At 63.5% G+C, this 20,455-nt stretch carries 21 protein-coding genes; 10 read left to right on the forward strand and 11 right to left on the reverse strand.

Annotation, left to right across the window (positions count from 1 at the left end; genetic code table 11):
• Positions 1 to 82: 82 nt before the first annotated feature.
• Positions 83 to 862 (forward strand): EAL domain-containing protein, encoded by a 780-nt coding sequence (locus AC3RCJ_RS16685; protein WP_492958213.1) that lies wholly within the window; start codon positions 83 to 85, stop codon positions 860 to 862.
• A 34-nt stretch (positions 863 to 896) separates the two neighbouring features.
• On the opposite strand, the gene AC3RCJ_RS16690 is transcribed toward AC3RCJ_RS16685, so the two are convergent.
• The 4 genes from AC3RCJ_RS16690 to AC3RCJ_RS16705 all read right to left on the reverse strand — a co-directional run bounded on the left by AC3RCJ_RS16690 (position 897) and on the right by AC3RCJ_RS16705 (position 2,795).
• Complete coding sequence (locus AC3RCJ_RS16690) at positions 897 to 1,184, reverse strand: pentapeptide MXKDX repeat protein (protein ID WP_492958215.1); 288 nt, start codon at positions 1,182 to 1,184, stop codon at positions 897 to 899.
• A gap of 81 nt (positions 1,185 to 1,265) precedes the next feature.
• Entirely contained in the window at positions 1,266 to 1,997 is a 732-nt protein-coding gene (locus tag AC3RCJ_RS16695) for a molybdopterin-dependent oxidoreductase (protein WP_492958289.1), read from the reverse strand.
• Positions 1,998 to 2,046: 49 nt separating this feature from the next.
• A complete protein-coding gene (locus AC3RCJ_RS16700) occupies positions 2,047 to 2,652 on the reverse strand; it encodes a cytochrome b/b6 domain-containing protein (RefSeq protein WP_492964654.1) in 606 nt (201 codons plus the stop codon).
• Positions 2,652 to 2,795 carry a hypothetical protein gene (locus AC3RCJ_RS16705; protein WP_492958219.1) on the reverse strand — a complete coding sequence of 48 codons (144 nt, stop codon included), beginning with the start codon at positions 2,793 to 2,795 and terminating at the stop codon, positions 2,652 to 2,654. The genes AC3RCJ_RS16700 and AC3RCJ_RS16705 overlap by 1 nt, the downstream gene beginning before the upstream one ends.
• A 128-nt stretch (positions 2,796 to 2,923) precedes the next feature.
• On the opposite strand from AC3RCJ_RS16705, the gene AC3RCJ_RS16710 reads away from it, so the two are divergent.
• The 6 genes from AC3RCJ_RS16710 (at position 2,924) to AC3RCJ_RS16735 (ending at position 8,428) form a co-directional block, all read left to right on the forward strand.
• Positions 2,924 to 3,508, forward strand: a complete 585-nt coding sequence (locus tag AC3RCJ_RS16710) for a sigma-70 family RNA polymerase sigma factor (RefSeq protein ID WP_492958221.1) — start codon at positions 2,924 to 2,926, stop codon at positions 3,506 to 3,508.
• Positions 3,505 to 4,152, forward strand: a complete 648-nt coding sequence (locus AC3RCJ_RS16715) for an NrsF family protein (protein ID WP_492958223.1) — start codon at positions 3,505 to 3,507, stop codon at positions 4,150 to 4,152. Before AC3RCJ_RS16710 ends, AC3RCJ_RS16715 begins: the two co-directional genes overlap by 4 nt.
• A 119-nt stretch (positions 4,153 to 4,271) precedes the next feature.
• A complete protein-coding gene (locus AC3RCJ_RS16720; RefSeq protein ID WP_492958225.1) occupies positions 4,272 to 5,768 on the forward strand; it encodes a DUF4331 domain-containing protein in 1,497 nt (498 codons plus the stop codon).
• 13 nt (positions 5,769 to 5,781) lie between these two features.
• Positions 5,782 to 6,024 (forward strand): hypothetical protein, encoded by a 243-nt coding sequence (locus AC3RCJ_RS16725; protein WP_492958227.1) that lies wholly within the window; start codon positions 5,782 to 5,784, stop codon positions 6,022 to 6,024.
• Positions 6,025 to 6,089: 65 nt separating this feature from the next.
• Positions 6,090 to 7,301 (forward strand): tetratricopeptide repeat protein, encoded by a 1,212-nt coding sequence (locus AC3RCJ_RS16730; RefSeq protein ID WP_492958229.1) that lies wholly within the window; start codon positions 6,090 to 6,092, stop codon positions 7,299 to 7,301.
• Positions 7,298 to 8,428: a HupE/UreJ family protein gene (locus AC3RCJ_RS16735; protein ID WP_492958231.1), complete on the forward strand. Its 1,131-nt coding sequence runs from the start codon at positions 7,298 to 7,300 to the stop codon at positions 8,426 to 8,428. Before AC3RCJ_RS16730 ends, AC3RCJ_RS16735 begins: the two co-directional genes overlap by 4 nt.
• Positions 8,429 to 8,558: 130 nt before the next feature.
• On the opposite strand, the gene AC3RCJ_RS16740 is transcribed toward AC3RCJ_RS16735, so the two are convergent.
• From AC3RCJ_RS16740 to AC3RCJ_RS16750, 3 genes are all read right to left on the reverse strand, one after another.
• The gene (locus tag AC3RCJ_RS16740) at positions 8,559 to 9,518 is read right to left on the reverse strand and encodes an LLM class oxidoreductase (RefSeq protein ID WP_492958291.1); all 960 of its coding nucleotides are present in this window, start codon (positions 9,516 to 9,518) and stop codon (positions 8,559 to 8,561) included.
• A gap of 96 nt (positions 9,519 to 9,614) precedes the next feature.
• The gene (locus tag AC3RCJ_RS16745) at positions 9,615 to 10,238 is read right to left on the reverse strand and encodes a glutathione S-transferase family protein (RefSeq protein ID WP_492958233.1); all 624 of its coding nucleotides are present in this window, start codon (positions 10,236 to 10,238) and stop codon (positions 9,615 to 9,617) included.
• Positions 10,235 to 11,632 carry an MFS transporter gene (locus AC3RCJ_RS16750; RefSeq protein WP_492958235.1) on the reverse strand — a complete coding sequence of 466 codons (1,398 nt, stop codon included), beginning with the start codon at positions 11,630 to 11,632 and terminating at the stop codon, positions 10,235 to 10,237. Before AC3RCJ_RS16750 ends, AC3RCJ_RS16745 begins: the two co-directional genes overlap by 4 nt.
• Positions 11,633 to 11,758: 126 nt before the next feature.
• Here AC3RCJ_RS16750 and AC3RCJ_RS16755 point away from each other — a divergent pair, with 126 nt between their 5' ends.
• The gene (locus AC3RCJ_RS16755; RefSeq protein ID WP_492958237.1) at positions 11,759 to 12,649 is read left to right on the forward strand and encodes a LysR substrate-binding domain-containing protein; all 891 of its coding nucleotides are present in this window, start codon (positions 11,759 to 11,761) and stop codon (positions 12,647 to 12,649) included.
• Positions 12,650 to 12,940: 291 nt separating this feature from the next.
• Here AC3RCJ_RS16755 and AC3RCJ_RS16760 read toward each other — a convergent pair whose 3' ends face one another.
• Positions 12,941 to 13,891 carry a hypothetical protein gene (locus AC3RCJ_RS16760; RefSeq protein ID WP_492958239.1) on the reverse strand — a complete coding sequence of 317 codons (951 nt, stop codon included), beginning with the start codon at positions 13,889 to 13,891 and terminating at the stop codon, positions 12,941 to 12,943.
• On the opposite strand from AC3RCJ_RS16760, the gene AC3RCJ_RS16765 reads away from it, so the two are divergent.
• Together AC3RCJ_RS16765 and AC3RCJ_RS16770 are read left to right on the forward strand one after the other, a co-directional pair.
• Positions 13,890 to 14,129, forward strand: a complete 240-nt coding sequence (locus tag AC3RCJ_RS16765) for a hypothetical protein (protein WP_492958241.1) — start codon at positions 13,890 to 13,892, stop codon at positions 14,127 to 14,129. The genes AC3RCJ_RS16760 and AC3RCJ_RS16765 overlap by 2 nt on opposite strands.
• Before the next feature lie 405 nt (positions 14,130 to 14,534).
• Positions 14,535 to 15,761: a response regulator gene (locus AC3RCJ_RS16770; protein ID WP_492958243.1), complete on the forward strand. Its 1,227-nt coding sequence runs from the start codon at positions 14,535 to 14,537 to the stop codon at positions 15,759 to 15,761.
• Here the strand turns inward: AC3RCJ_RS16770 and AC3RCJ_RS16775 are convergent.
• The 3 genes from AC3RCJ_RS16775 to hmgA all read right to left on the reverse strand — a co-directional run bounded on the left by AC3RCJ_RS16775 (position 15,743) and on the right by hmgA (position 20,249).
• Entirely contained in the window at positions 15,743 to 16,126 is a 384-nt protein-coding gene (locus AC3RCJ_RS16775; RefSeq protein WP_492958245.1) for an immunity 22 family protein, read from the reverse strand. The genes AC3RCJ_RS16770 and AC3RCJ_RS16775 overlap by 19 nt on opposite strands.
• Positions 16,127 to 18,820 carry a polysaccharide deacetylase family protein gene (locus tag AC3RCJ_RS16780; protein WP_492958247.1) on the reverse strand — a complete coding sequence of 898 codons (2,694 nt, stop codon included), beginning with the start codon at positions 18,818 to 18,820 and terminating at the stop codon, positions 16,127 to 16,129. It abuts the gene before it with no gap.
• A gap of 124 nt (positions 18,821 to 18,944) precedes the next feature.
• The gene (gene hmgA, locus AC3RCJ_RS16785; RefSeq protein ID WP_492958249.1) at positions 18,945 to 20,249 is read right to left on the reverse strand and encodes a homogentisate 1,2-dioxygenase; all 1,305 of its coding nucleotides are present in this window, start codon (positions 20,247 to 20,249) and stop codon (positions 18,945 to 18,947) included.
• Between the last annotated feature and the right edge of the window lie 206 nt (positions 20,250 to 20,455).

A 20,455-nucleotide genomic window follows, 5' to 3' on the forward strand; every position in this document is an offset into this window, starting at 1 on the left:
GTTGTTGCGCTACAAAATGACGCTGCGCAGGCACCATGCCATGGTATAACTATGCACAATTGCCATCAGAAGCGGCGCGACCATGACGTCCTCCAGCGACACATCAGGCCCATCAGGGAAAAACGCAGGCTGCAGCCAGTGCCGGCAAGCGGCGCCGCTGGGCTTCGATTTCACCTTTGCCTATCAGCCCATCGTCGAACTGTCCACGCGCTCGATCTTTGGCCATGAAGCCCTGGTGCGCGGCCCCAACGGCGAATCCGCTTACTCGGTCCTGTCCCAGGTCACTGACGAAAACCGCTACGTCTTCGACCAGGCTTGCCGCGTGCGCGCCATCGAGGGCGCGGCCCTGCTGGGCATCGAGGAATATCTGTCGATTAACTTTCTGCCGAACGCCGTGTATCGCCCCGAAGCGTGCATCCAGGCAACTTTGGCTGCGGCGCGCGAGCACAACTTCCCCATCCGCCGCATTATCTTCGAGGTGACCGAGGGCGAGGAAGTGCGCGACCGCCCCCACCTCGTCAACATCTTCCATGAGTACCGGCGCTTCGGCTTCCAGACGGCCATCGACGATTTCGGCGCCGGCTACGCGGGCCTGACCCTGCTGTCCGAGTATCAGCCCCACATCATCAAGATCGACATGGAACTGGTGCGCGGCATCGAGGCCAGCGCGCCGAAACAGGCTATCGTCAAGGGCATCATCGGCATTTGCAGCGAACTCGGCATTCAAGTCCTGGCCGAGGGCATCGAAACGGCCGCCGAACGCGATTGCCTGCGGGTAATGGGCATCGACCTGATGCAGGGATATTTGTTTTGCAAGCCGGCGCTGATGGCCATAGGCAAGATCGACCCTGCGGCGTGGTGACAGGCAGCCACCACGCCCCGGCCTGCCCGGCTGCTTACTTGCCCATCGCATCCTTCTTCATGTCATCCTTCTTCATCTCGTCCTTCTTCATCGCGTCTTTCGCCATGGCGTCTTTTGCCATGCCATCCTTTGCCATGTGATCCTTCTTCATGTGCTTCTTCGCCATCGGCTTGTGCATGCCGTCCTTGTCCATCGCATCCTTGTGCATGGCATCGGCCGGGGCAGGCTTGGCCATGGCGTCTTTCTGCATGGCGTCCTGGGCGAACGCGGCGCCCGACACGAGAATGGCGGAAGCGAGGATGGCGGTGATCGTGGTTTTCATGATATGTCCTTGTCTCTGGGTTAAATGGGCAAGTGCCCGGTGTGAAAGCGGCTGCGGTACTGCTGGTGCTGCTAAAAGTGTTCAAGAGCCGCCGAACCAGTTATATCCCTGATTCTCCCAATACCCTCCCGGGTAGGTATTCGTCACGAAAATGGCCTGGATATGCTTGGGGTTCTTGTAGCCGAGCTTGGTCGGCATGCGCAGCTTCATCGGGTAGCCGTATTTCGGCGGCAATTCCTCGCCGTCATACGTCAAGGCCATGATGGTTTGCGGATGCAGGGCCGTGGCCATGTCGATGCTCGTGAAATAATCGTCGGCGCACTGGAAGCCGATATATCTGGCCGTCGTGTCGGCGCCGACCCGCTTGAGGAAATGGGAAAACGGCACGCCGCCCCACTTGCCGATGGCGCTCCAGCCTTCCACGCAGATGTGGCGCGTCACCTGCGTTTCTTGCGGCAGGGCGCGCAGCTGCGGCAGGGTCCACGGCTTCTTGTCGGCGATCAAGCCGCTCAGTTCCAGGCGCCAGGCCTCGCCATCAGCCTGTTCCACCTCGTCCTCGCCGTAATAGGCGTTGAAGGGAAACGGCCGCGTGATCATGGAGTCCGGATACGTCGGCGCCAGTTTATTCGGGTCGAACAGCCAGCCCTGCACCCGGTCGTTGAAGCGCGACACGGCCGCCAGGGCCGTCTCGATGCCGGACGGGTCGCTGACGTTACACCCCGTCAGCAAGGACAGGCCGCCCAGAGTCAGGCTGCGCTGCAAAAACAGGCGGCGCGACGGCTGTTTGATCTGGCGCAAGGCGTCGGCCAGCATGGCCTGGCCCTGCGCTTGCACGATGATGGTTTTTTTCATGCTCCTCTCCTTAGCGGCCGCGCAGCATGGCGACCAGGGTGCGCGGCACCAGCGCCACCATCAGCAGGTGCACGGCCACAAAGCCCGTCAGCAGCGCCATGGCGATGAAGTGGATCCTGCGCGCGCTCTCGTAGCCGCCCAGCACCTCGCGCAGCAGCGGGAATTGCACGGATTTCCACAGCACCAGGCCGGACAGCACCAGCACGATGCAATCAAACATCACGAACAGGTAGGCGGCCCGCTGCACCATGTTGTAGCGGCGCGGGTCCGCATGGGCCAGCTTGCCCTTCAGCGCGGCGGCAACATCGGCCAGCAGCGCGCGCGGCGACAGGGGAAAGAACTGGCGCCGCAGCCGTCCCGAGACGATATTGATGAGCAGATACAGCACGCCATTGGCCGCCAGCAGCCACATGGCGGCGAAATGCCATTGCAGGGCGCCGCCCAGCCAGCCGCCCAGGGTCAGGGCGCGCGGCAGCTCGAAGGGGAAGAACGGCGCCGCGTTGTAGATGCGCCAGCCGCTCGTGGCCAGCACCACCACGGCGATGGCGTTGAGCCAGTGCGTCAGGCGCAGCCAGGCGGGGTGGATCACGGCGCTTGCCGTCATGTGCGTGTCCATCACAGCGCTCCCTTCGCGCACCAAGCCATGCCGGCCGCTTGCAGGACGGCGCTGTTGGCGGCCCGCGGCGCGGCGGCCGGCCCTGCCACGGCCAGGAGCCAGGCGGGAAGGAAACAGGCGGCAAGACGGGACTTGATAAGCATGATGACTAACCGTTATAGTAAATTAAGAAGCGTGCTTGCCTGTCAATTCGCCGCATGCAGCGGATTGGTTACAGCCGCCCGAAAAATAATTTGGAATATTTCTTCAACGCCTGTCACCAAAGGCCCGCATGCAACGAATACCTGTCAGCGAGCAGTTGCATGGCGCGGAATTGCGGCTGCATGGCCTGCTGCTGCGCGGGCTCGATGGCGATGCGCACGCTTATCGTAGTTTCCTTCAGGCAACCAGCAGCCATTTGCGCGCCTACTTGCGGCGGCGCCTGCAGCGCTGGCCCGACGAGGTGGAAGACCTGGTGCAGGAATGTCTGCTGGCCATCCACAACCAGCGCCTGACGTATCACACGGCGGTACCGCTGACGTCGTGGATCCATGCGATCGCCCGCTATAAATGGATCGACTGGCTGCGCCGGCACGGGCGGCGCGAAGCGCAGCACCAGCCATATGACGAGGAAGATGACACGCAGCAACTTTTTTCCAGCGCCGATGCCGAGGCGGCCGAGGCCAGCCGCGACCTGGGCAAGCTGCTGGCCACCTTGCCGGCGCAGCAGCGCGACGCCATCGTGCATACCAAGCTCGACGGCTGGTCCGTGCGCGACACGGCGGCCGCCATGGGAATTTCCGAAGCCAGCGTCAAGGTGGCCGTGCACCGCGGCCTGAAGACACTGGCGGCAAACTTGAGGACAAGCGCAACATGAAAACCGACGATCTGATCGCCATGCTGGCCAGCGGTCCCGACGTGGCCGCCGCGCCGCCGCCCGGCGCCCGCTGGCGCGCCATCGCCACCCTGGGCGCCGGCCTGCTGGCCAGCGTGGCCTTGATGGCCCTGCTGCTGGGCGTGCGCCCCAACCTGGACCAGCTGGCGCAGCTGCCCGACTTCTGGATCAAGGTGGGCTTTGTCGCCTGCCTGTGCCTGGCGGGCTGGCAGGCGAGCCGCCGCCTGTGCGTGCCGGGCGCCGCCACCCGCGCCCTGCCCCTGCTGGTCGCCATGCCGGTGCTGCTGATGTGGGCGCTGGGCGCCGTCATCGTGCAGGAAGCGCCGCCCGAGCAGCGCGCCGAACTGTTCTGGGGCGCCACCTGGCGCAGCTGCCCCTTGCTGATCGCCATGCTCGCGCTGCCCATCCTGGCCGCCGTGCTGCGCCTGATGCGCGAGCTGGCGCCGACGCGCTTGCGCCTGGCCGGCGCCGCCGCCGGTCTTGCTTCCGGCGCCCTGGCCGCCCTCGTCTATTGCCTGCACTGCCCGGAACTGGCCGCCAGCTTCGTCGGCTTCTGGTATGTGCTGGGCATGCTGGCGCCCACGGCCGTCGGCGCGGCCATCGGCCCGAAAGTGCTGGCCTGGTAAGCCCCGCGCGGTCCGAACCAAGGCATTGCATCCGTTTTCTCCCGCCGCGCGTATAAGCCAGGCAGCCTGCTGTTTCCTGGACTTGTCTGTCAACGCCAACAACCATCGGGAGAATCGCAATGTCTTTGTCACTGTCAACAACCGCCCTGGGCGCCGCCCTCCTGGGCAACCTGCTGGCGGCCGCCCTGGCGCCGTCCGCCCACGCGTCCAGCCACCGCGAAGCGCCGTTCATCACGCAACACCCGAAAGTCGACGCCACCGACTTCTATCTGTTCCGCAGCTATGAAGCGGGGCGCGGCGCCTACACCACCGTGGTGGCCGACTACCTGCCGCTGCAGGACGCCTACGGCGGGCCGAACTATTTCACCATGGACCCGAACGCCCTGTACGAAATCCACATCGACAACAACGGCGACGGCAAGGAAGACCTCACCTTCCAGTTCCGCTTCACCAACACCATCAAGGATGACCAGTTCACCGTGGGCGGCAAGAAAGTCTCGATTCCGCTCGTCATCAACGGCGGCGCCATCGATTCCATCAACCCGCCGGGCCTGAACGTGCGCGAAACGTATACCGTGACGGTGGTGCGGGGCGACCGCCGCGGCGGCACGAAGAACGCCGTCACCAATGCCAGCGGCGGCGGCAGCGTGTTCGACAAGCCCGTCGACAATATCGGCAACAAGGCCATCCCCAATTACGCCGCGTATGCCGCGCAGCACGTCTACACGGTCAACATCCCCGGCTGCGGCGCGCCGGCGCGCCTGTTCGTCGGCCAGCGCAAGGACCCCTTCGTGGTGAACCTGGGCGAAACGTTTGACTTGATTAACATCAAGGCGCCCGCCACGGAATTCGCCGCCAATGCGGAGTCCGCCGCCAGGGACGACCTGGCGCGCAAGAACGTCACGGCCATCGAGATGGAAGTGCCGACCGCCTGCCTGACGGCCGGCCTGGAGCCCGTCATCGGCGGCTGGACCACGGCCAGCCTGCGCCAGGGACGCTTGCTGAACCCGGCGCCGGGCGCCATTCCCGCATCGAAGGAAGGCGGCGCCTGGGTGCAAGTATCGCGGCTGGGCATGCCGCTGGTGAATGAACTGGTCATCGGCCTGAAGGACAAGGACCGCTTCAACGCCAGCAAGCCGTCGGGCGATGCGCAATTTGCCGACTATGTGAAACATCCCACCGTGCCCGCCCTGGTGGAAGTGCTGTTCGGCTCGGCAGGCGCCAAGGCGCCCACCAACTTCCCCCGCAACGACCTGGTGGCCGCCTTCTTGACGGGCATCAAGGGCGTGAACCAGCCGGCGACGGTCGCCGCCTCTGAAATGCTGCGCCTGAACACCTCGATCGCGCCCACCGCCATCGGATCGCAAAAGCGCCTGGGCGTGATCGATGGCGACAACGCGGGCTTCCCGAACGGCCGCCGCCCCGGCGACGACGTGGTCGACGTGGTGCTGCGCGTGGCCATGGGCAAGCTGTGCACCCTGAACATCGGCTGCGCCCCGTCCGACGCGCCCGCTGGCGGCTTGCACTTCACGGACGGCGCCTTCCTCGATGAAACCTACTTCACGGCAGGCTTCCCCTACCTGAAAAACCCCATCGCCGGTGCGCCGCAGATGTAACAAGGAGAATGCGATGAACAAGCTCCATGCACTCGGCGCCCTGGCGCTCACGGCCCTGCTGGCCGGCTGCGGCGGCGGCAGCAATAGCGGCGAAAACGGCAACGGCGGCGCCACGCCGCCCCCCGTGGCCATGCCCGACGCCTTTTATGCGGCCGTCAGCAAGGTCATCGCGCGCACCAGCGATGACACGGAAGGCATCGCCATCGACGCCATCATGGCGACCGCGCCGGAAGACGCGGAAGCGGCGGCGCTGTAGCCCCTGCGGGCGCCGGGGAGTCCGCTCTCCGGTGCCCGCATCAATGACTGTTGATGGCCTCCACCATGAAAACACCGATTTCCCTGCTGTGCGCCTGCCTGCCCCTGCTGGCCTGGGCCACGCCCTACACGCCGAAAGACGGCAGCGCCGTCATCGAGCAATTGCCGCGCCGCGCCGACGCCACCCAGCTCGCCTTGCGCAGCCTGCGCCAGCGGCTCGATGCCACGCCGGGCGACCTGGCCCTGGCGGCAAGCCTGACGCAGCGCTACATCGCCCTGGCGCGCAGCGAAACGGACCCGCGCTACCTCGGCTATGCCCAGGCGGCGCTGGCGCCGTGGTGGCGGCAGGCGGCGCCGCCCCTGCCCGTGCGCCTGCTGCGCGCCACCATTTTGCAAAGCAGCCACCATTTCGGCGCCGCGCTGCAAGACCTCGACGCCGTCATCGCGCAGCAGCCGCACAACGCCCAGGCCTGGCTGACGCGCGCCACCGTGCTCACCGTGCAAGGCGATTACGCGCAGGCGACAGCGGCGTGCGCGCGCCTGTCGGCGTTGACAACGCAGCTGCTCACCGTCACCTGCCTTGCCGGTATCGCCAGCGTCACGGGCCGCGCCGCCGGCGGCGAGCGCCTGCTGGAGCTGACCCTGCAAAGGAGCGCCGGCGCGACGCCCGAGCTGGAAAGCTGGGCCGCCACCCTGCTGGCGGAAATGGCCACGCGGCGCGGAGAGGCCATGCTGGCCGAAGCCCGTTACAAGGCGGCGCTGGCGCGCCAGCCGCGCGACAGCTACCTGCTGGGCGCCTACGCGGATTTCCTGCTCGACCGGCGGCGTCCGCAAGACGTCGTCACGCTGTTGCAGGACCGGCAACGCATCGACGCCCTGCTGCTGCGCTACGCGCTGGCCCTGCAGGCGCTGCCCGGACGGCAGATGGCCTTCCAGGCGGCGAAGGCGGAGCTGGCGGCCCGCTTCACCGCCGCCATGCAGCGGGGCGACACCGTGCACCGGCGCGAACAGGCGCGCTTCGCCCTGTTCTTGCAACAGGATATCCCCGCCGCCCTGCGGCTGGCGCAGCAGAACTGGGCCATCCAGAAGGAAGTGCCCGACATGCGCATCGTGCTCGAAGCGGCCCTGGCCGCCCGCGACGATGCGGCGGCCCGGCCCGTGCTGGCCTGGATCGCGGCCCATGACGTGGAAGACGTGGCCCTGCAAGGGCTCGTCAGGCAACTGGGGCCGCAGGATGGGCGGAAAGTCAGTTTTATCAGGAAAGCGGGGGTACTATGAGGTGTGCTGTAAAGCGCTGCCTGTTCATCCTGCTGCTGTGCGCATGGCCAAGTCCCGCACAAGCCCACAAGCCCAGCGACAGCTATCTGAGCCTGACGGTGCACGGCGAGCAGGTCGAGGGCCAATGGGATATCGCCCTGCGCGACCTCGATTTCGCCATCGGCCTCGATGGCAACGGCGACGGCGCGCTGACGTGGGACGAGCTGCGCGCGCGCCACGCCGCGATTGCCGCCTACGCGCTGCGGCGCCTGCAAGTGGCCGGCGACCAGGGCGTGTGCCCCTTGCAAGCCGCCGAACAGCTGCTCGACCAGCATACGGACGGCGCCTACAGCGTGCTGCGCTTCCGGGCAACTTGCCCGGGCGGCACGCTGGCGAATTTACACATCGGCTACAGCCTGTTCGCCGACCTCGACCCGCAGCACAAGGGGCTGCTCAAGATCCACAGCGGCGGCGCCACGCAGACGGCCATCTTCGACCCGGACAGCCCGCGCCAGACGATTTCGCTGGCCGCGCCAGACCGCCTGGCGCAATTCAGCGCCTATATCAAACACGGCATCTGGCATATCTGGATCGGCTACGACCATATCCTGTTCCTGCTGTCGCTGCTGCTGCCGGCCGTGCTGCTGCCGGGCTTGCGCGAACAGCGGCAAGGCCTGCAAGCGGCTTTTCATGACGTGCTGAAGGTCGTCACGGCGTTCACGCTCGCCCACTCCATCACCCTGAGCCTGTCTGGCCTGTCGCTCGTCTCGCTGCCGTCGCGCTGGGTGGAGGCGGCGATTGCCGCCTCCGTCATTTTGGCCGCGCTGAACAACCTGCTGCCGCTGTTCCGCGGCAAGCGCCACGTGGCCGCCTTCGCCTTTGGCCTGCTCCACGGCTTGGGCTTTGCCAGCGTGCTGCGCGACCTGGGCTTGCCGCAAGACGCCCTGCTGGCCAGCCTGCTGGGCTTTAACGTGGGCGTGGAAATCGGCCAGCTGGCCATCGTCGTCGCCTTTCTGCCCGTCGCCTGGCTGCTGCGCAAGACCTGGCTGTACCGGCAGGTGCTGAGCGCGGGATCGCTGGCCATCGCCGCGGTGGCGTGCGTATGGCTCGTCGAACGGATAGCCGACATCAAGCTCATCAGCGCGTGAGCGGCATCAGTCATCCGCGCGGCGCACAAGGCCATGCCGATGCCTGCGGCATATCAACAGCGTCGATGGCCCCGTACAGCCGCTCCTGTCAAGAAGCGAAGGAGGTTTGCCATGGATCACGCTTGCGTTATCACCATGAAGCAGAAAGGGCGGACGGCCCCTCATGCGAGGGAAAATGTGGCAATACCTCCTCTGCCAGTTCCTGAAGCACTTCCGCTGCGGGCCGCCGCGAGAACTGGATACCCAGCGCGGCATGGTTGACGCCGGCACTTTGCCATTCGCCCAGCAGGTCAATCAGGCCTTTGCTCCCGGTTTGCAAGACATATCCGCCGCGCAGTGGCGTCCGTGGATGGTTGCGGTCCGCCACCAGATCGATCCATTCATTGCTCATGTGCGGCCTGAATCCGCCATCTGGAATCAGCTTGCGCCAGGCGCGGATCTTTTCAGCCAGGCGTTGCGGCCCTTGGCACGTATGGGTCGCGCCGGGATAGGTCAGCCAACCATCGGCATGTTCGCCTATCCACGGCAAGGATTGCCCCGATGAGCTTGTGATGATCAGTGGTATGGCGCCCATGGCCGGTTTGGGTAGGAACTCGACGTCCTCGACCTGGCCCAACGGTGAATCAATGCGCAGGCTTCCCGTGCGCATCAGTTGCCGGAAATACGAGACGGCGTGTGCAAAGCGCTCGCCGCGCTCAGCGTGCGCCAGGCGATAGGCTGGAAACTCGACGGCCCTGTCGCCCGCGGCGATTCCCAGCACCAGGCGGCCACCCGATAGCTGGTCTATCGTTGCCGATGCCTTGGCCAGGTCTATCGGATGGCGCAGGGAAAAGATGGCGCTGCCTGTTGCCAGTGCAATGGTCTTCGTTCGCGCGGCAAGGAACGCGAGATACGTGAAGGGATCGAACACTTGCCCTGCGTCCCCGAAGGAGGGGTCGAACAGCGGCACGTCTCGCACCCACACGGCGGCAAAGCCGTGCTGCTCAATGTCGGCCACCAGATCCGCCTGCCCCGCCAGCACGCGCATGTCCCCCGCGTAAAAGCGCAGCGGCAGGAAAATGCCAAGGGTCAGCTTGTCGGGGGCAAACATTCGTCTATAGCCTGGGTGAGAGGCGAAGGCTGGCGACGATGCCACGCAGGCGTGCTGTGTTGTATCTTTCATTTTCATCTCCTGTGGTATTGCGGATCAGGCGCCAGTCGCGGGCGCCGGCAGGGCGATACCACGCTGTACTGCCGGCCTTGCCGCTACGCGCTCATGCCAGGCGCTCATGTGTTGGTGTGCGCTGAAATCGATGCCTATGAGGCGCGCGATATGAGTCCAGCCGAAATGCGCGATATCGGCAATAGAATAGTCATCGCCAGCCAGGTAGGGATGCCCGGCCAGGCGGCTGTCCAAAGTGGCGAAGGCCTCTTTCGTCAGGCGGCGGTAGTGCGCGATGGCGTCAGGATTCTTGTTCGCGGAGAAAATCTCGAAATGCACGCGTTGGCCAATGAGCGGCCCCACGCTCGACGCATGGAACACCAGCCATTGAATCGCCTGCCAGCGGGCCTTGGGCGCGCTCGGAAGAAGCCGATCGGTCTTTTCCGCCAGGTAGAGCAGGATGGCGGCGGACTCAAACAGCGTGATGCCGGTGCTGTCGTCCACCAGCACCGGGATGCGTCCGTGTGGGTTGAGGCGCAGGAAGCCTGCTTGCAGGTTCTCGCCTTGATCGATCCGAACGTGCCGCAGAGTGTACGGCAGGCCCAGCTCTTCCAATGCAATGGTGATCTTGAAGCCATTGGGCGAACTGTCGGTATGGAGTTCGATCATTGCGCGCGCTCCACGACAGGCGCCTTTCCCGGCAGGATAAGCACCGCACATGCCAGCCCGGCGGCCACCACGCCCGTGGAAGCCAGAATGGCGTAGCTGTAGCCTTGCGCCGCGCTCCCTCCGCCGGCCACGACAGCGATGCTGACGGCGACACCGGCTGCCAGGCCAACCGCGGAGCCGACTTCCTGGGTCGTCGTGAGCATGCCGCCAGCCAGGCCATGATCGGCAGCATCGATACCCTCGATGCCAGCCACGGTCCATGCGGGAAAGGCTGCTCCGTACCCTATCCCCGCAATCAGGGTGCCGGGCAGGATGGATGCGGCCCATGAAGCGTCCGCCGCCAGCGATGTTCCCAGCAAGGCCAGCCCCACGACAAACAGCGCCATGCCACCCAGGATGACTGCTTTGCTGCCCATCCTGGCAATCAGGAACGGCCCCAGCCAGGCACTGGACAAGGTGAAGGCAGTCGCCATTGGCAGCAACCCCCATCCTGTCTGCGTGGCAGTGAAGCCGAGGATTTCCTGCATATACAGCGCTACGACGACGAAGGTTGGGCCCAGGGCCGTATTCGCCAGCAGCGAGACCAGGTTGGCACCACCCGTCATGCGCCGCCAGAAGATGGGAATAGGCATCAACGGGGATTCCACCATGCTTTCCACCCAGACAAACAAGGCCAGCAGGCCGATGGCCAGGGCGAGCAGCGCGAATGTGGTGGGAGAAGACAGGCCCACATGCTCGCTGTTGGCAAAAGCGAAGACCAGCATTGCGGCGCCCGCGGCCGCCAGCAGCGCACCCCATGCGTCAAGGCGTCGAGCCGCAGTCTTGGTATCGGGCCGTCCAGGAGGCAAGTGCCCGGCAAAAACCATGACCAGTATGCCGACCGGCACGTTGATCCACAACACCCAGCGCCAGCCCATCGAGTCGGTGATAATGCCGCCCAGAATCAGGCCACCGACAAACCCGCTGGCGGCCACAGCTGTCCACGCACCGAGTGCCCGGTTGCGTTCCTTTTGCTCGGGAAACACGGTCAACAGCAATGAAAAGGCCGCGGGTGAAAACAGCGCGGCGCCCAAGCCCTGCATGGCGCGCGTGGCGATCAGCATGGCTGGACTCTGCGAAAAGCCTCCGAGCAATGATCCGGCGGTAAACAGCATCAGTCCGGCCAGGAACACGCGTCGGCGGCCAAACATGTCGGCGGCGCGACCGCCCAGCAACAAGAATCCTGCGATCGCTACGCCATAGGCATTGATAACCCATTGCAAGGCTCCTGGCGTGAAGCCCAGGCTTTCCTGTATCTGGGGCAAGGGAATCATGGTGATGGAGAAGTCTAGCAAGGCGACGAATTGAGTCGTGCACAGCAAGATCAGGCAAAGCCGCCAGCGCGGAGTGTTCATATGCTTACCTCAGTGATATAGTTTATCTAAATATGTTGAATGCCTAAACAGCACGTATGATGCCGACAAATAGCTATCATCGGAAACGATCATTTCTTCCACAACAATTTAGAAAAACTAAATCCAATGACGATATCACTCCCATTGCTGGCTCTGCGCACCTTTGTCGAAGTCGGAGAACGGGGCAGTATCAAGTCCGCAGCCGAAGCGCTCAACGTCACATCGGGCGCGGTCAGCCAGCAGATACGGTTGCTGGAAGAGCGGATTGGCGTCGCGCTCTTTACCCGCGAGCGGCATGGCCTGCGCTTGACCGAGGCAGGGAGCAGCGTTCACCCCTCGTTGCGTCAGGCTTTCGAGCAGATCGAAAGGAGCGTGCAGACCTTGGCAGACATCAAAGGCAGGCAGACCTTGACGGTCAGCACCGTCGCGACTTTCGCCGCTTCCTGGCTGGTGCCACGCCTGGGGCGCTTCAATCTGCGGCACCCGCACATCGAGGTACGGGTCGAGGCAACTTCAGCCGTGGTGGACATGCGGCGGGACCGGATTGATGTGGCGCTACGGCATGGGCTGGGCGCCTATCCTGGCTTGCACGTTACCCGCTTGATGGCGCCCGTGCTGGTCCCGGTGGCTTGCCCCGGCTTACTTGCCGCCGGCGCCGTGCTTGAGGCACCTGAAGATTGCCTGAACTACCCGCTGCTGCATGACTGTGAGCGCGCGGATTGGCCGCTGTGGTTCGCGGCGCATGGGGTTGCCGCAGACCCGCGCGCCGAACGCGGGTCCGCGTTTGAAGATGACTTTCTGTTGATACGCGCAGCCGAAGCCGGTCAAGGGATAGCGCTGGTGCCGATCGAATACGCGCAGGCAGAAATCGTTGCAGGGCGTCTGATACAGGTCCTGGACAAGCCCTGGCCTGCGCGGTTTGCCTACTATGTGCTGACGAAGCCGGATGCCATGCACAGGCCAGAGGTCAATGCCTTCGTGGAATGGATCACGGAGGAAGCACAAGACCTGGCATGACAACACCTCGTGGTCTTTCGCCCATGAAACGCCTTTTTGCTGCGGCGACAGGCATTTGCAATCCTTTATGCAATACCTTTCGCCATCTAGCGATGGAATCAGCTTGATAAGTGGCCGCAGCAAATAGGAAGCAGTGCTTTGGCCATGGCTCCGCCATCGACAACGATGTCGGGTGGACTTGACCGCCTGGGCAGACGTCTGCTTCTCTGGAATACGTTTTGTCAGGGTGGCCACTTCCAGGACAGGCATGATCTACGGCAGGCAGGAAAACCTGCCGCCGCCGGCACCCTGCTAACCCGCCGCCGCCGTCCCGGATGCATCGACCAAATATTTTCGCTCTGCCGTAATTCGGTATCTCAAGGTCACCTTTCCCTGCGTATCGCCGTTGGTTCCCTCAAAATCGTAGGGATGCATGAGTACTCGCGTGATCGGCGCTGCGGCATTGGGAGTCTTTGAAACTTGAAAATGAGCAATACCTGGCCAACTCATTTCGCGTGAAATTTCGCAAATCGTATCGGGCAGCAAGACAAAACCGGCGGGCGCAACAAATTCCCCGTCCGCCCACGTAGGCCGCCCCGCCGTATTTCCATCAGCGCCCGCCGCGCACCACAGCGTGATATCGATGTCTTTGAATTCGGATTTAATCACCAGGTTTCTGACGGCGGGAACTTCAAGACTCATGGAATCCTTGCCTTGATTTTCCGTCTTCGCATTGACCACAATACTAAATTTCCTGGTTTTATCATACTTGAACATGACTGTTTCGCTGCCAGCACCGACCAATTCGCCAAACTCCTGTTTTTTTCCGGCGGCATCCAAAACTGCTTCCGCGCCTGTCACAGTGTAGTTCAGCTTGGCCGCACCCAATAAGCCGCTCCTGAAGGAAATATTTATCGTGTCCTCGCCGAAAGAATCGACCCATAGGCTGATGGGCTTGGAACCGACCTTGGCCAGGCAGGCCGCATAATTTTGCGAACTGTCATGGGACAGGGCGTGATGATAGTAGCTTTGGCTCTGTTCACTGAGTCCAGAGGAAACAAAAAGTGATGTGAATACACTCCGTTTTTGCTTGAACTCATCATAGTCACCAGTGAAATATTCAGGAATCGACGCAGAATAGCTTTTCTTCATCTCCTCATAATTATCACGATTGATATAACTGAACAAAGAATACCTTGAGGTAATATCATTTTGAATAATTGTCGTATCAAACTGGATAAGTTTTTCACAATCGCTGTTCATGGCACATCCTTTTAATTTTGCTTATGCGTTTTATGAATTAAAGAAATTATTTCAACCCAATAAATCATTTCATCCTCCGAATATCGCCCTCAATTCATCTTCATTAAAAATCACACTGCTGGCAAGCGCTATTAATAAGGCAATCAAACAAAAACAAGAAGACGTGATATTACTCAAATGTCGAATGGCAATTTCTACGGGTTGCCATGCATCGCATCTACCTGATTCAAGCGTATGAATGTTTCTGGCCGCTAGCAGGGCGGCACAGCACAGTTCACGAAAAACGCCGTCCCGCTCCACGCGCCAAGGATTAACGCCAGGCCTGCGCAAAGGAATCGACGGCTACGGCTCAGTTCGCTGGTGAGGGCGCCTTCGCTGGCGCGTCCGACGTGCCGACGCCGCTATCGCAGTGGCCCGCTACGCGCACCGTGCGCGCGGTGACAGCCTCGGCTGGCGCTGCCTGCATTTGGCTGTCGCCGCCTGGCCCCCCCATGCGCGACAATGCCTGCGCACAAAGCTGCCCGCTGTTTGCGTTTTCTCAACCGCATTGCGCGGCCAGTTTTTATGATGTCTGTACAGGCTCCCACGCGATATCTACGCGGCAGGCTGGCTGCCTGGATTGAGCATTTTGCAAGGAGCGACCGTGGACTTGAGCGACAGCAGCGGCAAGGCGAGCAAAACCGCCACGGCAGCCGTGCGCAAGCGCGACGTGCTGCCCTACATCCTGCTGTCCATCCTGCTCGCGGGCGTGCTGGCCGTCGCTGCCGGCGCCCTGCTGCCGCCCTATTACCATGCCGTGCCCGCGCTGCTGTGGAGCCTGGGCTTCTGCGTCAGCGGCATGCTGCTGGGCTTTCTGTTCGGCATACCGCGCAGCTTGCCATCGGGCACCGTGAACATGGCGCCGGGCGACGAGCGGGGCACGGGCAAGAGCCGCCCGGCGGACGAGCCGCCCGCGGCGGGCGCCGATGCGGCAGCCGGCACCCCGAGCAATACCCTGTTCCTCGGCACGCCCACGCCGATGGAAATCAATTCCAACCTGGTCGAAGTGTCGGACTGGCTGACCAAGATCATCGTGGGCGTGGGCTTGATCGAGCTCAAGAGCCTGCCAGGCAGCGCGCGCAGCATGGCCGCCTTCATCGCGCCCAGCCTGGCCATCGACAGCCCCACCGCCATGGCCGTCGTGGGCGGCATCATGCTGTTTTTCTCCGTGCATGGCTTCCTGATCGGCTACCTGCTCACGCGCATCTACCTGTCCATCATGATCAAGCGCGCCGACAGCCTCGTCAAAAATGAGTCGGTGCGCCTGGAAAGCGGCAAGGAAATCGAGGTCACGGAACTGAGCCGCCTGCAGCAGAAATCGCTCGACGACATGCAGGAAGCCGTCACGCAACTGCTGCTGGCCCATCCGCCCGACGGGGACGCCACTGTCACGGCCCTGGCCGGCATACCAACGGCGCAAAAGCCGGCCAGCCTGGTACTGTGGCTGGACGACCATCCACGCAACAATACCTTGCTGGTGGAGCAACTGGCGCGGGAAAATATCAAGGTGGACCAGGCCGTATCGACCAGGCAAGCGCTGGCCATGCTGCAACAGAAGCGCTATGCGCTGTTCATCACGGACATGGCGAGGGTGGAAAACGGCCGGCGCATCAAGGATGCGGGCGTGCGCACCGTGCGCGAGGTGCGCCAGCTACATGGGGGACTGCCCATCATCGTATATTGCAACAAGGATACTATCGCCAGCTATGGCACGGAAGCGGAAGCGGCCGGTGCCCGCTTCATCACGACCTCGGGCACCAGCCTGCTGGCCAGCGTCAACAAGCTGCTGCATGAGGAACGCCAGGATGGCGCTCAGCCCGCTGCGTCGTAAAAGTAGCTGCCCACGTGGTGCAGCGTACTGCGCTGCGGGTGCGCGAGTTGATTTGGCGCAAACACACACACGCCGGTGTCGGCCAGCACGCCCTGGGCATCCGCGTCCGCGCTGGCCTGTGCCAGCCAGCTGTCGGCATACGATACGCCGTCAAGCAACGCTGCCAGCGGCACTGGCGCAGCCAGCATCGCGCTCTCGAAGCAGGCCGGCGCGTACTGCGTGAGGCCCGTTTCCAGGAAGAATGGCGACGGCAGTTCATCGCCGTCCTCCGTGTACGCGGGCGACAGGTAAGCCTGCAGCGCGTCCCAGCTGGGGAAGCGGCCGCTGCAGGCAAACACGTGGACCGTGGGCAAGACGGAGGCCAACTACAGCTTTTCCATTTTTTGCCGCACGGCCGGGGCCGTTGACGCCGTCGGCGCCAGTTCCAGGTAGGTTTTGTACGCGGCCTTGGCCTTGGCGGCATCGCCGGCCTTGGCATAGGCATCGCCCAGGTTCAGGTAGGCGATGGCGCGCGACGGGTCCATCTTGACCGTGTTTTCAAACCAGCGGGCCGCTTCGCGGTATTTTTCCTGCTTGTAGAAGACAAAGCCCAGGTTGTTGGCGGCCAGCGCGAAGTCGGGGCGCAGTTTCAGCGCCTCCGTAAATTGCGCTTCCGCCTGCGCATACTGTTTTTCCTTGTACAGCTGCAAGCCACGGTCGTTGGCCCGCTGCGCCAACTGGCGCGCTGAGGTGGGCACGGCGCCCGGCGTGACGATCTTCTGCTCGCCGCCCTGCAAGTCCTTCACCGTCACGCTGGCCGCTGCCGGCTTGGCGTCGAGCTTGCTGTTCAGGGCGATGGCCTCCGTCGACAGCTGCGTCGTGTTCGGGCTGAGGAATTCCGTCTCGCCCGGCAACTCGAAGACGAAATCGCCCCCTTCCGAGCCTGGCAGGCTGCCGAAGGCCGGCGTCTGGTTCGACACGCTGGACACGGCCGGCGCCACGTAGGCCGCCAGTTCCGTGGCCGTGATCAAGCCATCGCCGTTGAGGTCGCCCTTGCCCGCCAAGCCTTGCAGCAGGGTCCAGGTGAACACGGAGTGGCCGTTCGGCCCGCCATCTGCCACCAACTGGTCGCCGCCGCCGGCCGTCAGCATTTGCCGCCCGATGCGCTTGGCGTTGTCACGCAAAAACGAGCTGGAACCGGCGCCACGGGTCAGGCCCAGGCCGCTGTAGCAGGCGTCCATGACGAAGAACGCGTGCTTGGCCGTCAGGCTTTCCGCGATATTCTGGATTTCCGTCATCGGGATCGCATCCGTGGCGAACTGCGCCGGGTCGGAGTCAAACGGCACGATGTAGCCGAGGTCGCGCCCCGAACTGAGCTTGCGCGTGGCGCCGTGGCCGGCGAAGAAGACGAAGATGCGGTCATTCTTTTGCACGCCGCCATGGGCCAGCTTGTCGTGGAAGGCGGCCAGGATATTGTTGCGCGTCGCTTCGCCATTCTTCAGGGTGACGACGCGCTCGGGGGCAAACGCGAACTTTTCGATCAGCGTTTCGCGGATGCCCTGGGCGTCGCGCACCGCATATTGCAGTTTCGGCCATTTCGCGTAATCGTCGATGCCGATCACCACGGCCCAGGAATTCGCGTAGCCCGTGGTGACGGGCACTTTTTCCGGCGCGGGTGCCGTGCTTTTTGCAACCTGGAAACTCGTGCCATCCCAGCCCGCGAATTGATAGCCTTCCGCGATCAGCTTGTCCAGCACGGCTGGCAAGGCTTTCACCGTGCGCTCGTGGATGTCGTGGAACAGGACGATGCCGCGCCCCGCCTTGTCGACCGAGGCCAGCACGCGGTTCGAGATGGAACTGGGCACGGGGTCGGCCCAGTCCAGCGAATCGATATTCCACATCACGGATTTCAGATGGGCATCGGCCAGCGCGGCCATGCCTTCGCTGTTGCGCGCGCCATACGGAAAACGGAACAGCGCGGCGCGCTCGGGGCTGATGGCTTTGAGTAAAGTGTCGGTGCCGAGGATTTCGCCTTTCAGCTTGTCGCCCGTCTGTTTCGACAGCTGGGCGTGGCTGAAACTGTGGTTGCCCACGGCATAGCCCTCTTTCATCAGCTTGCGGCTCACTTCCGCGCCCGCGCCCAGCTTGGCATGGCCTTCCGCGTCCAGGCTGCCCAGGTTGCGGCCCACGTTGAAGAACACGGCCGGCACGCCATACTGTTTCAGGATGGCGCTGATTTCTTCCGTGTAGCGCCGGTGCGGGCCGTCGTCGAAGGTCAGCACGATGGTTTTCTTCGGCAAGCCCAGGCCAAAGATTTCCGCCTCGTCCTTCTTCGGTGCCGGCTTGGCCTCAGGAACCGTGCCCGCCGGTGGCAGCGCATACGGCACGACGATGCCGTTTTCCTTCAGGATCTGTTCGCGGCTGTAGCGCTTTTTCAGCTGCGCCACGTAATCGTCCCAGCGTTCGCGCTTGAGTTCGATGGAACGCTGGCCCAGGTTGCCGAAGATTTGCCGGATTTCCTTCTCGTAATTGCGCTCGATCTCGCCCAGCGCATCGAGGTCTTCGGAAATGCGCTTGTGCAGCTTGATCGCCGGCAAGGACGAATCCTTGGCCACGTCGGCCAGCATGCCTTGCAGCAGCTCGCGGAAAGCCAGGCGATCCGCGTCGTACAGGCCGGGATCGGATTCGATATATGTCAACAGACTGTCGAGCGCCTCGAAGCGGCCCGGATTGGTGGCGGCCGTCAATTGATCCAGCGCAGAATCGAGCCTGGCGAGGCGCTCCTGGTTTTCATGGAACAGGGACTGTCCCACTTTACGGGCTTCGTCGCGCGCGCCTTCGGGCAAGCTTTGCTCGTCGGCCAGCAGCACGATAATCTTGCGGAAATTGGCCAGCAAGTCGCGGACCTGGGCGGCGACGGCGGCCGTGTCGGCAGCACCTTGTGGCGTGGCGCCCTTGCTGTCGGGCGCGGCGGCGTTTTGCGTGGCGGGCGCGGCGGGACGGGTCCATGTATAGATGCCGGCGCCAGCGGCCAGCGCCACGACGACGGTGGCGGCAATCTTGATCGGCTTGGAAGTCACAGACTTGTTTTTCCCTTCAACTACGGAGTAAGGCGGCGCAGGTGCGCCGACAGTTTCTTATTCCGTAATTGTAGAGCACACCTGGCAATTTGGGCCGTACGATTATTGCCAGGCAGCCAAGGAGTCACAGCGGGTCGGGGTCGAAATGCTTGCGCAAGCCTTGCCAGCACTCGAAATAGTCTTGCTGCAATAGCCCGCCATCGAGCGCAAACGGGGTCGGCCTGATGAGGGTGCGCGTCTCGAACATGAAGGCCATGGTATCGGCCACTTTCACGGGCGAGGCAGTGTCGCCGCGCGACGCCTTCTCGAACGTCTGCGCGTCGGGACCGTGGCCGGACATGCAATTATGCAAACTGCTGCCGCCCGGCACGAAACCGGCCGCCTTGGCATCATATACGCCGTGGATCAGGCCCATGAACTCGCTGGCCACGTTGCGGTGGAACCAGGGCGGCCGGAACGTGTGCTCGGCCGCCAGCCAGCGCGGCGGGAAGATGGCGAAATCGATGGCGCCCAATAGCGGATTGTCGCTTGGCGCCTGCAGCACGAGGAAGATCGACGGATCGGGATGGTCGTAGCTGATCGAGCCGATGGTGTTAAAACGCCGCAAGTCATACTTGTAGGGTGCGTAATTGCCATGCCAGGCCACCACGTCCAGCGGCGAATGGCCCAAGGTGGTGCGCCACAGGCGGCCGCCGAACTTGGCCACCAGTTCGCACTCGCCGTCGAGGTCTTCGTAGGCCGCGTGCGGCGTGAGGAAATCGCGCGCATTGGCCAGGCCGTTCGAACCGATGGGTCCCAGGTCGGGCAGGCGGAAGGCCGCGCCGAAGTTTTCGCAGATGTAGCCGCGCGCGCCGCCGTCGGGCAAGGTCACGCGGAAGCGCACGCCGCGGGGGATGACGGCGATTTCCTGCGGTTCCAGCTCGATCAGACCCAGTTCGGTGGCAATGGCCAGCCTGCCCTGCTGCGGCACGACCAGCAGCTCGCCGTCGGCCGAATAAAAGTAGCGCTGCATGCCACGGTTGGCCGCATACAGGTGGATGGCGCAGCCGCTCATTGTCTCGGCGCTGCCATTGCCGGCCATCGTCACCAGGCCGTCGATGAAGTCCGTCGGCGTCGCGGCGGCGGGCAGCGGCAGCGGGTCCCAGCGCAGCTGGTTGGGCGGCGTGGCGGGCAGCGCGTGGAAATCGCCGACGATGCGGGCGTTTTCCAGCGGCGTAAACGGCGGATGCTGGCAGGCCGGGCGAATGCGGTACAGCCAGGAACGCCGGTTCTGCGCGCGCGGCGCCGTAAACGCCGTGCCGGACAGCTGTTCCGCATACAGGCCCAGCGGCGCCAGCTGCGGCGAGTTCTGTCCTTGCGGCAAAGCGCCGGCGATGGCTTCCGTGGCAAATTCGTTGCCGAAACCGCTCTGGTAGCCGGCGCCTATCATGCTGCCTCCGCCAGGCCTCTGGCCGCGCCGCGCCCACCGCCGACGGCATGGCACGGTTCAGTAGTTAAATGGATCGCTACGATGCCGCTCATGTTCTCCCCTCGCCTCCTCGATTCCTGTTTTGCAGCCGCAGCCCGCAGTAGCGGGGACCGGCTGGGCCCCGTGTCGCTGACGGCGGGTGCAGGCCTTGCCGGTTCAGCTGCTGC

It is taken from the genome of Janthinobacterium sp. GW822-FHT07H11 (assembly GCF_058798615.1).

What these genes read in the sequence shown, in the direction of transcription:
- AC3RCJ_RS16760 (WP_492958239.1), bottom strand. Translation starts at nt 13,891, where the DNA reads ATGAACAGCGATTGTGAAAAACTTATCCAGTTTGATACGACAATTATT.
- AC3RCJ_RS16725 (WP_492958227.1), top strand. Translation starts at nt 5,782, where the DNA reads ATGAACAAGCTCCATGCACTCGGCGCCCTGGCGCTCACGGCCCTGCTG.
- AC3RCJ_RS16750 (WP_492958235.1), bottom strand. Translation starts at nt 11,632, where the DNA reads ATGAACACTCCGCGCTGGCGGCTTTGCCTGATCTTGCTGTGCACGACT.
- AC3RCJ_RS16695 (WP_492958289.1), bottom strand. Translation starts at nt 1,997, where the DNA reads ATGCTGGCCGACGCCTTGCGCCAGATCAAACAGCCGTCGCGCCGCCTG.
- hmgA (WP_492958249.1), bottom strand. Translation starts at nt 20,249, where the DNA reads ATGATAGGCGCCGGCTACCAGAGCGGTTTCGGCAACGAATTTGCCACG.
- AC3RCJ_RS16755 (WP_492958237.1), top strand. Translation starts at nt 11,759, where the DNA reads ATGACGATATCACTCCCATTGCTGGCTCTGCGCACCTTTGTCGAAGTC.
- AC3RCJ_RS16710 (WP_492958221.1), top strand. Translation starts at nt 2,924, where the DNA reads ATGCAACGAATACCTGTCAGCGAGCAGTTGCATGGCGCGGAATTGCGG.
- AC3RCJ_RS16745 (WP_492958233.1), bottom strand. Translation starts at nt 10,238, where the DNA reads ATGATCGAACTCCATACCGACAGTTCGCCCAATGGCTTCAAGATCACC.
- AC3RCJ_RS16735 (WP_492958231.1), top strand. Translation starts at nt 7,298, where the DNA reads ATGAGGTGTGCTGTAAAGCGCTGCCTGTTCATCCTGCTGCTGTGCGCA.
- AC3RCJ_RS16765 (WP_492958241.1), top strand. Translation starts at nt 13,890, where the DNA reads ATGGCACATCCTTTTAATTTTGCTTATGCGTTTTATGAATTAAAGAAA.
- AC3RCJ_RS16740 (WP_492958291.1), bottom strand. Translation starts at nt 9,518, where the DNA reads ATGTTTGCCCCCGACAAGCTGACCCTTGGCATTTTCCTGCCGCTGCGC.
- AC3RCJ_RS16730 (WP_492958229.1), top strand. Translation starts at nt 6,090, where the DNA reads ATGAAAACACCGATTTCCCTGCTGTGCGCCTGCCTGCCCCTGCTGGCC.
- AC3RCJ_RS16720 (WP_492958225.1), top strand. Translation starts at nt 4,272, where the DNA reads ATGTCTTTGTCACTGTCAACAACCGCCCTGGGCGCCGCCCTCCTGGGC.
- AC3RCJ_RS16715 (WP_492958223.1), top strand. Translation starts at nt 3,505, where the DNA reads ATGAAAACCGACGATCTGATCGCCATGCTGGCCAGCGGTCCCGACGTG.
- AC3RCJ_RS16690 (WP_492958215.1), bottom strand. Translation starts at nt 1,184, where the DNA reads ATGAAAACCACGATCACCGCCATCCTCGCTTCCGCCATTCTCGTGTCG.
- AC3RCJ_RS16685 (WP_492958213.1), top strand. Translation starts at nt 83, where the DNA reads ATGACGTCCTCCAGCGACACATCAGGCCCATCAGGGAAAAACGCAGGC.
- AC3RCJ_RS16700 (WP_492964654.1), bottom strand. Translation starts at nt 2,652, where the DNA reads ATGGACACGCACATGACGGCAAGCGCCGTGATCCACCCCGCCTGGCTG.
- AC3RCJ_RS16705 (WP_492958219.1), bottom strand. Translation starts at nt 2,795, where the DNA reads ATGCTTATCAAGTCCCGTCTTGCCGCCTGTTTCCTTCCCGCCTGGCTC.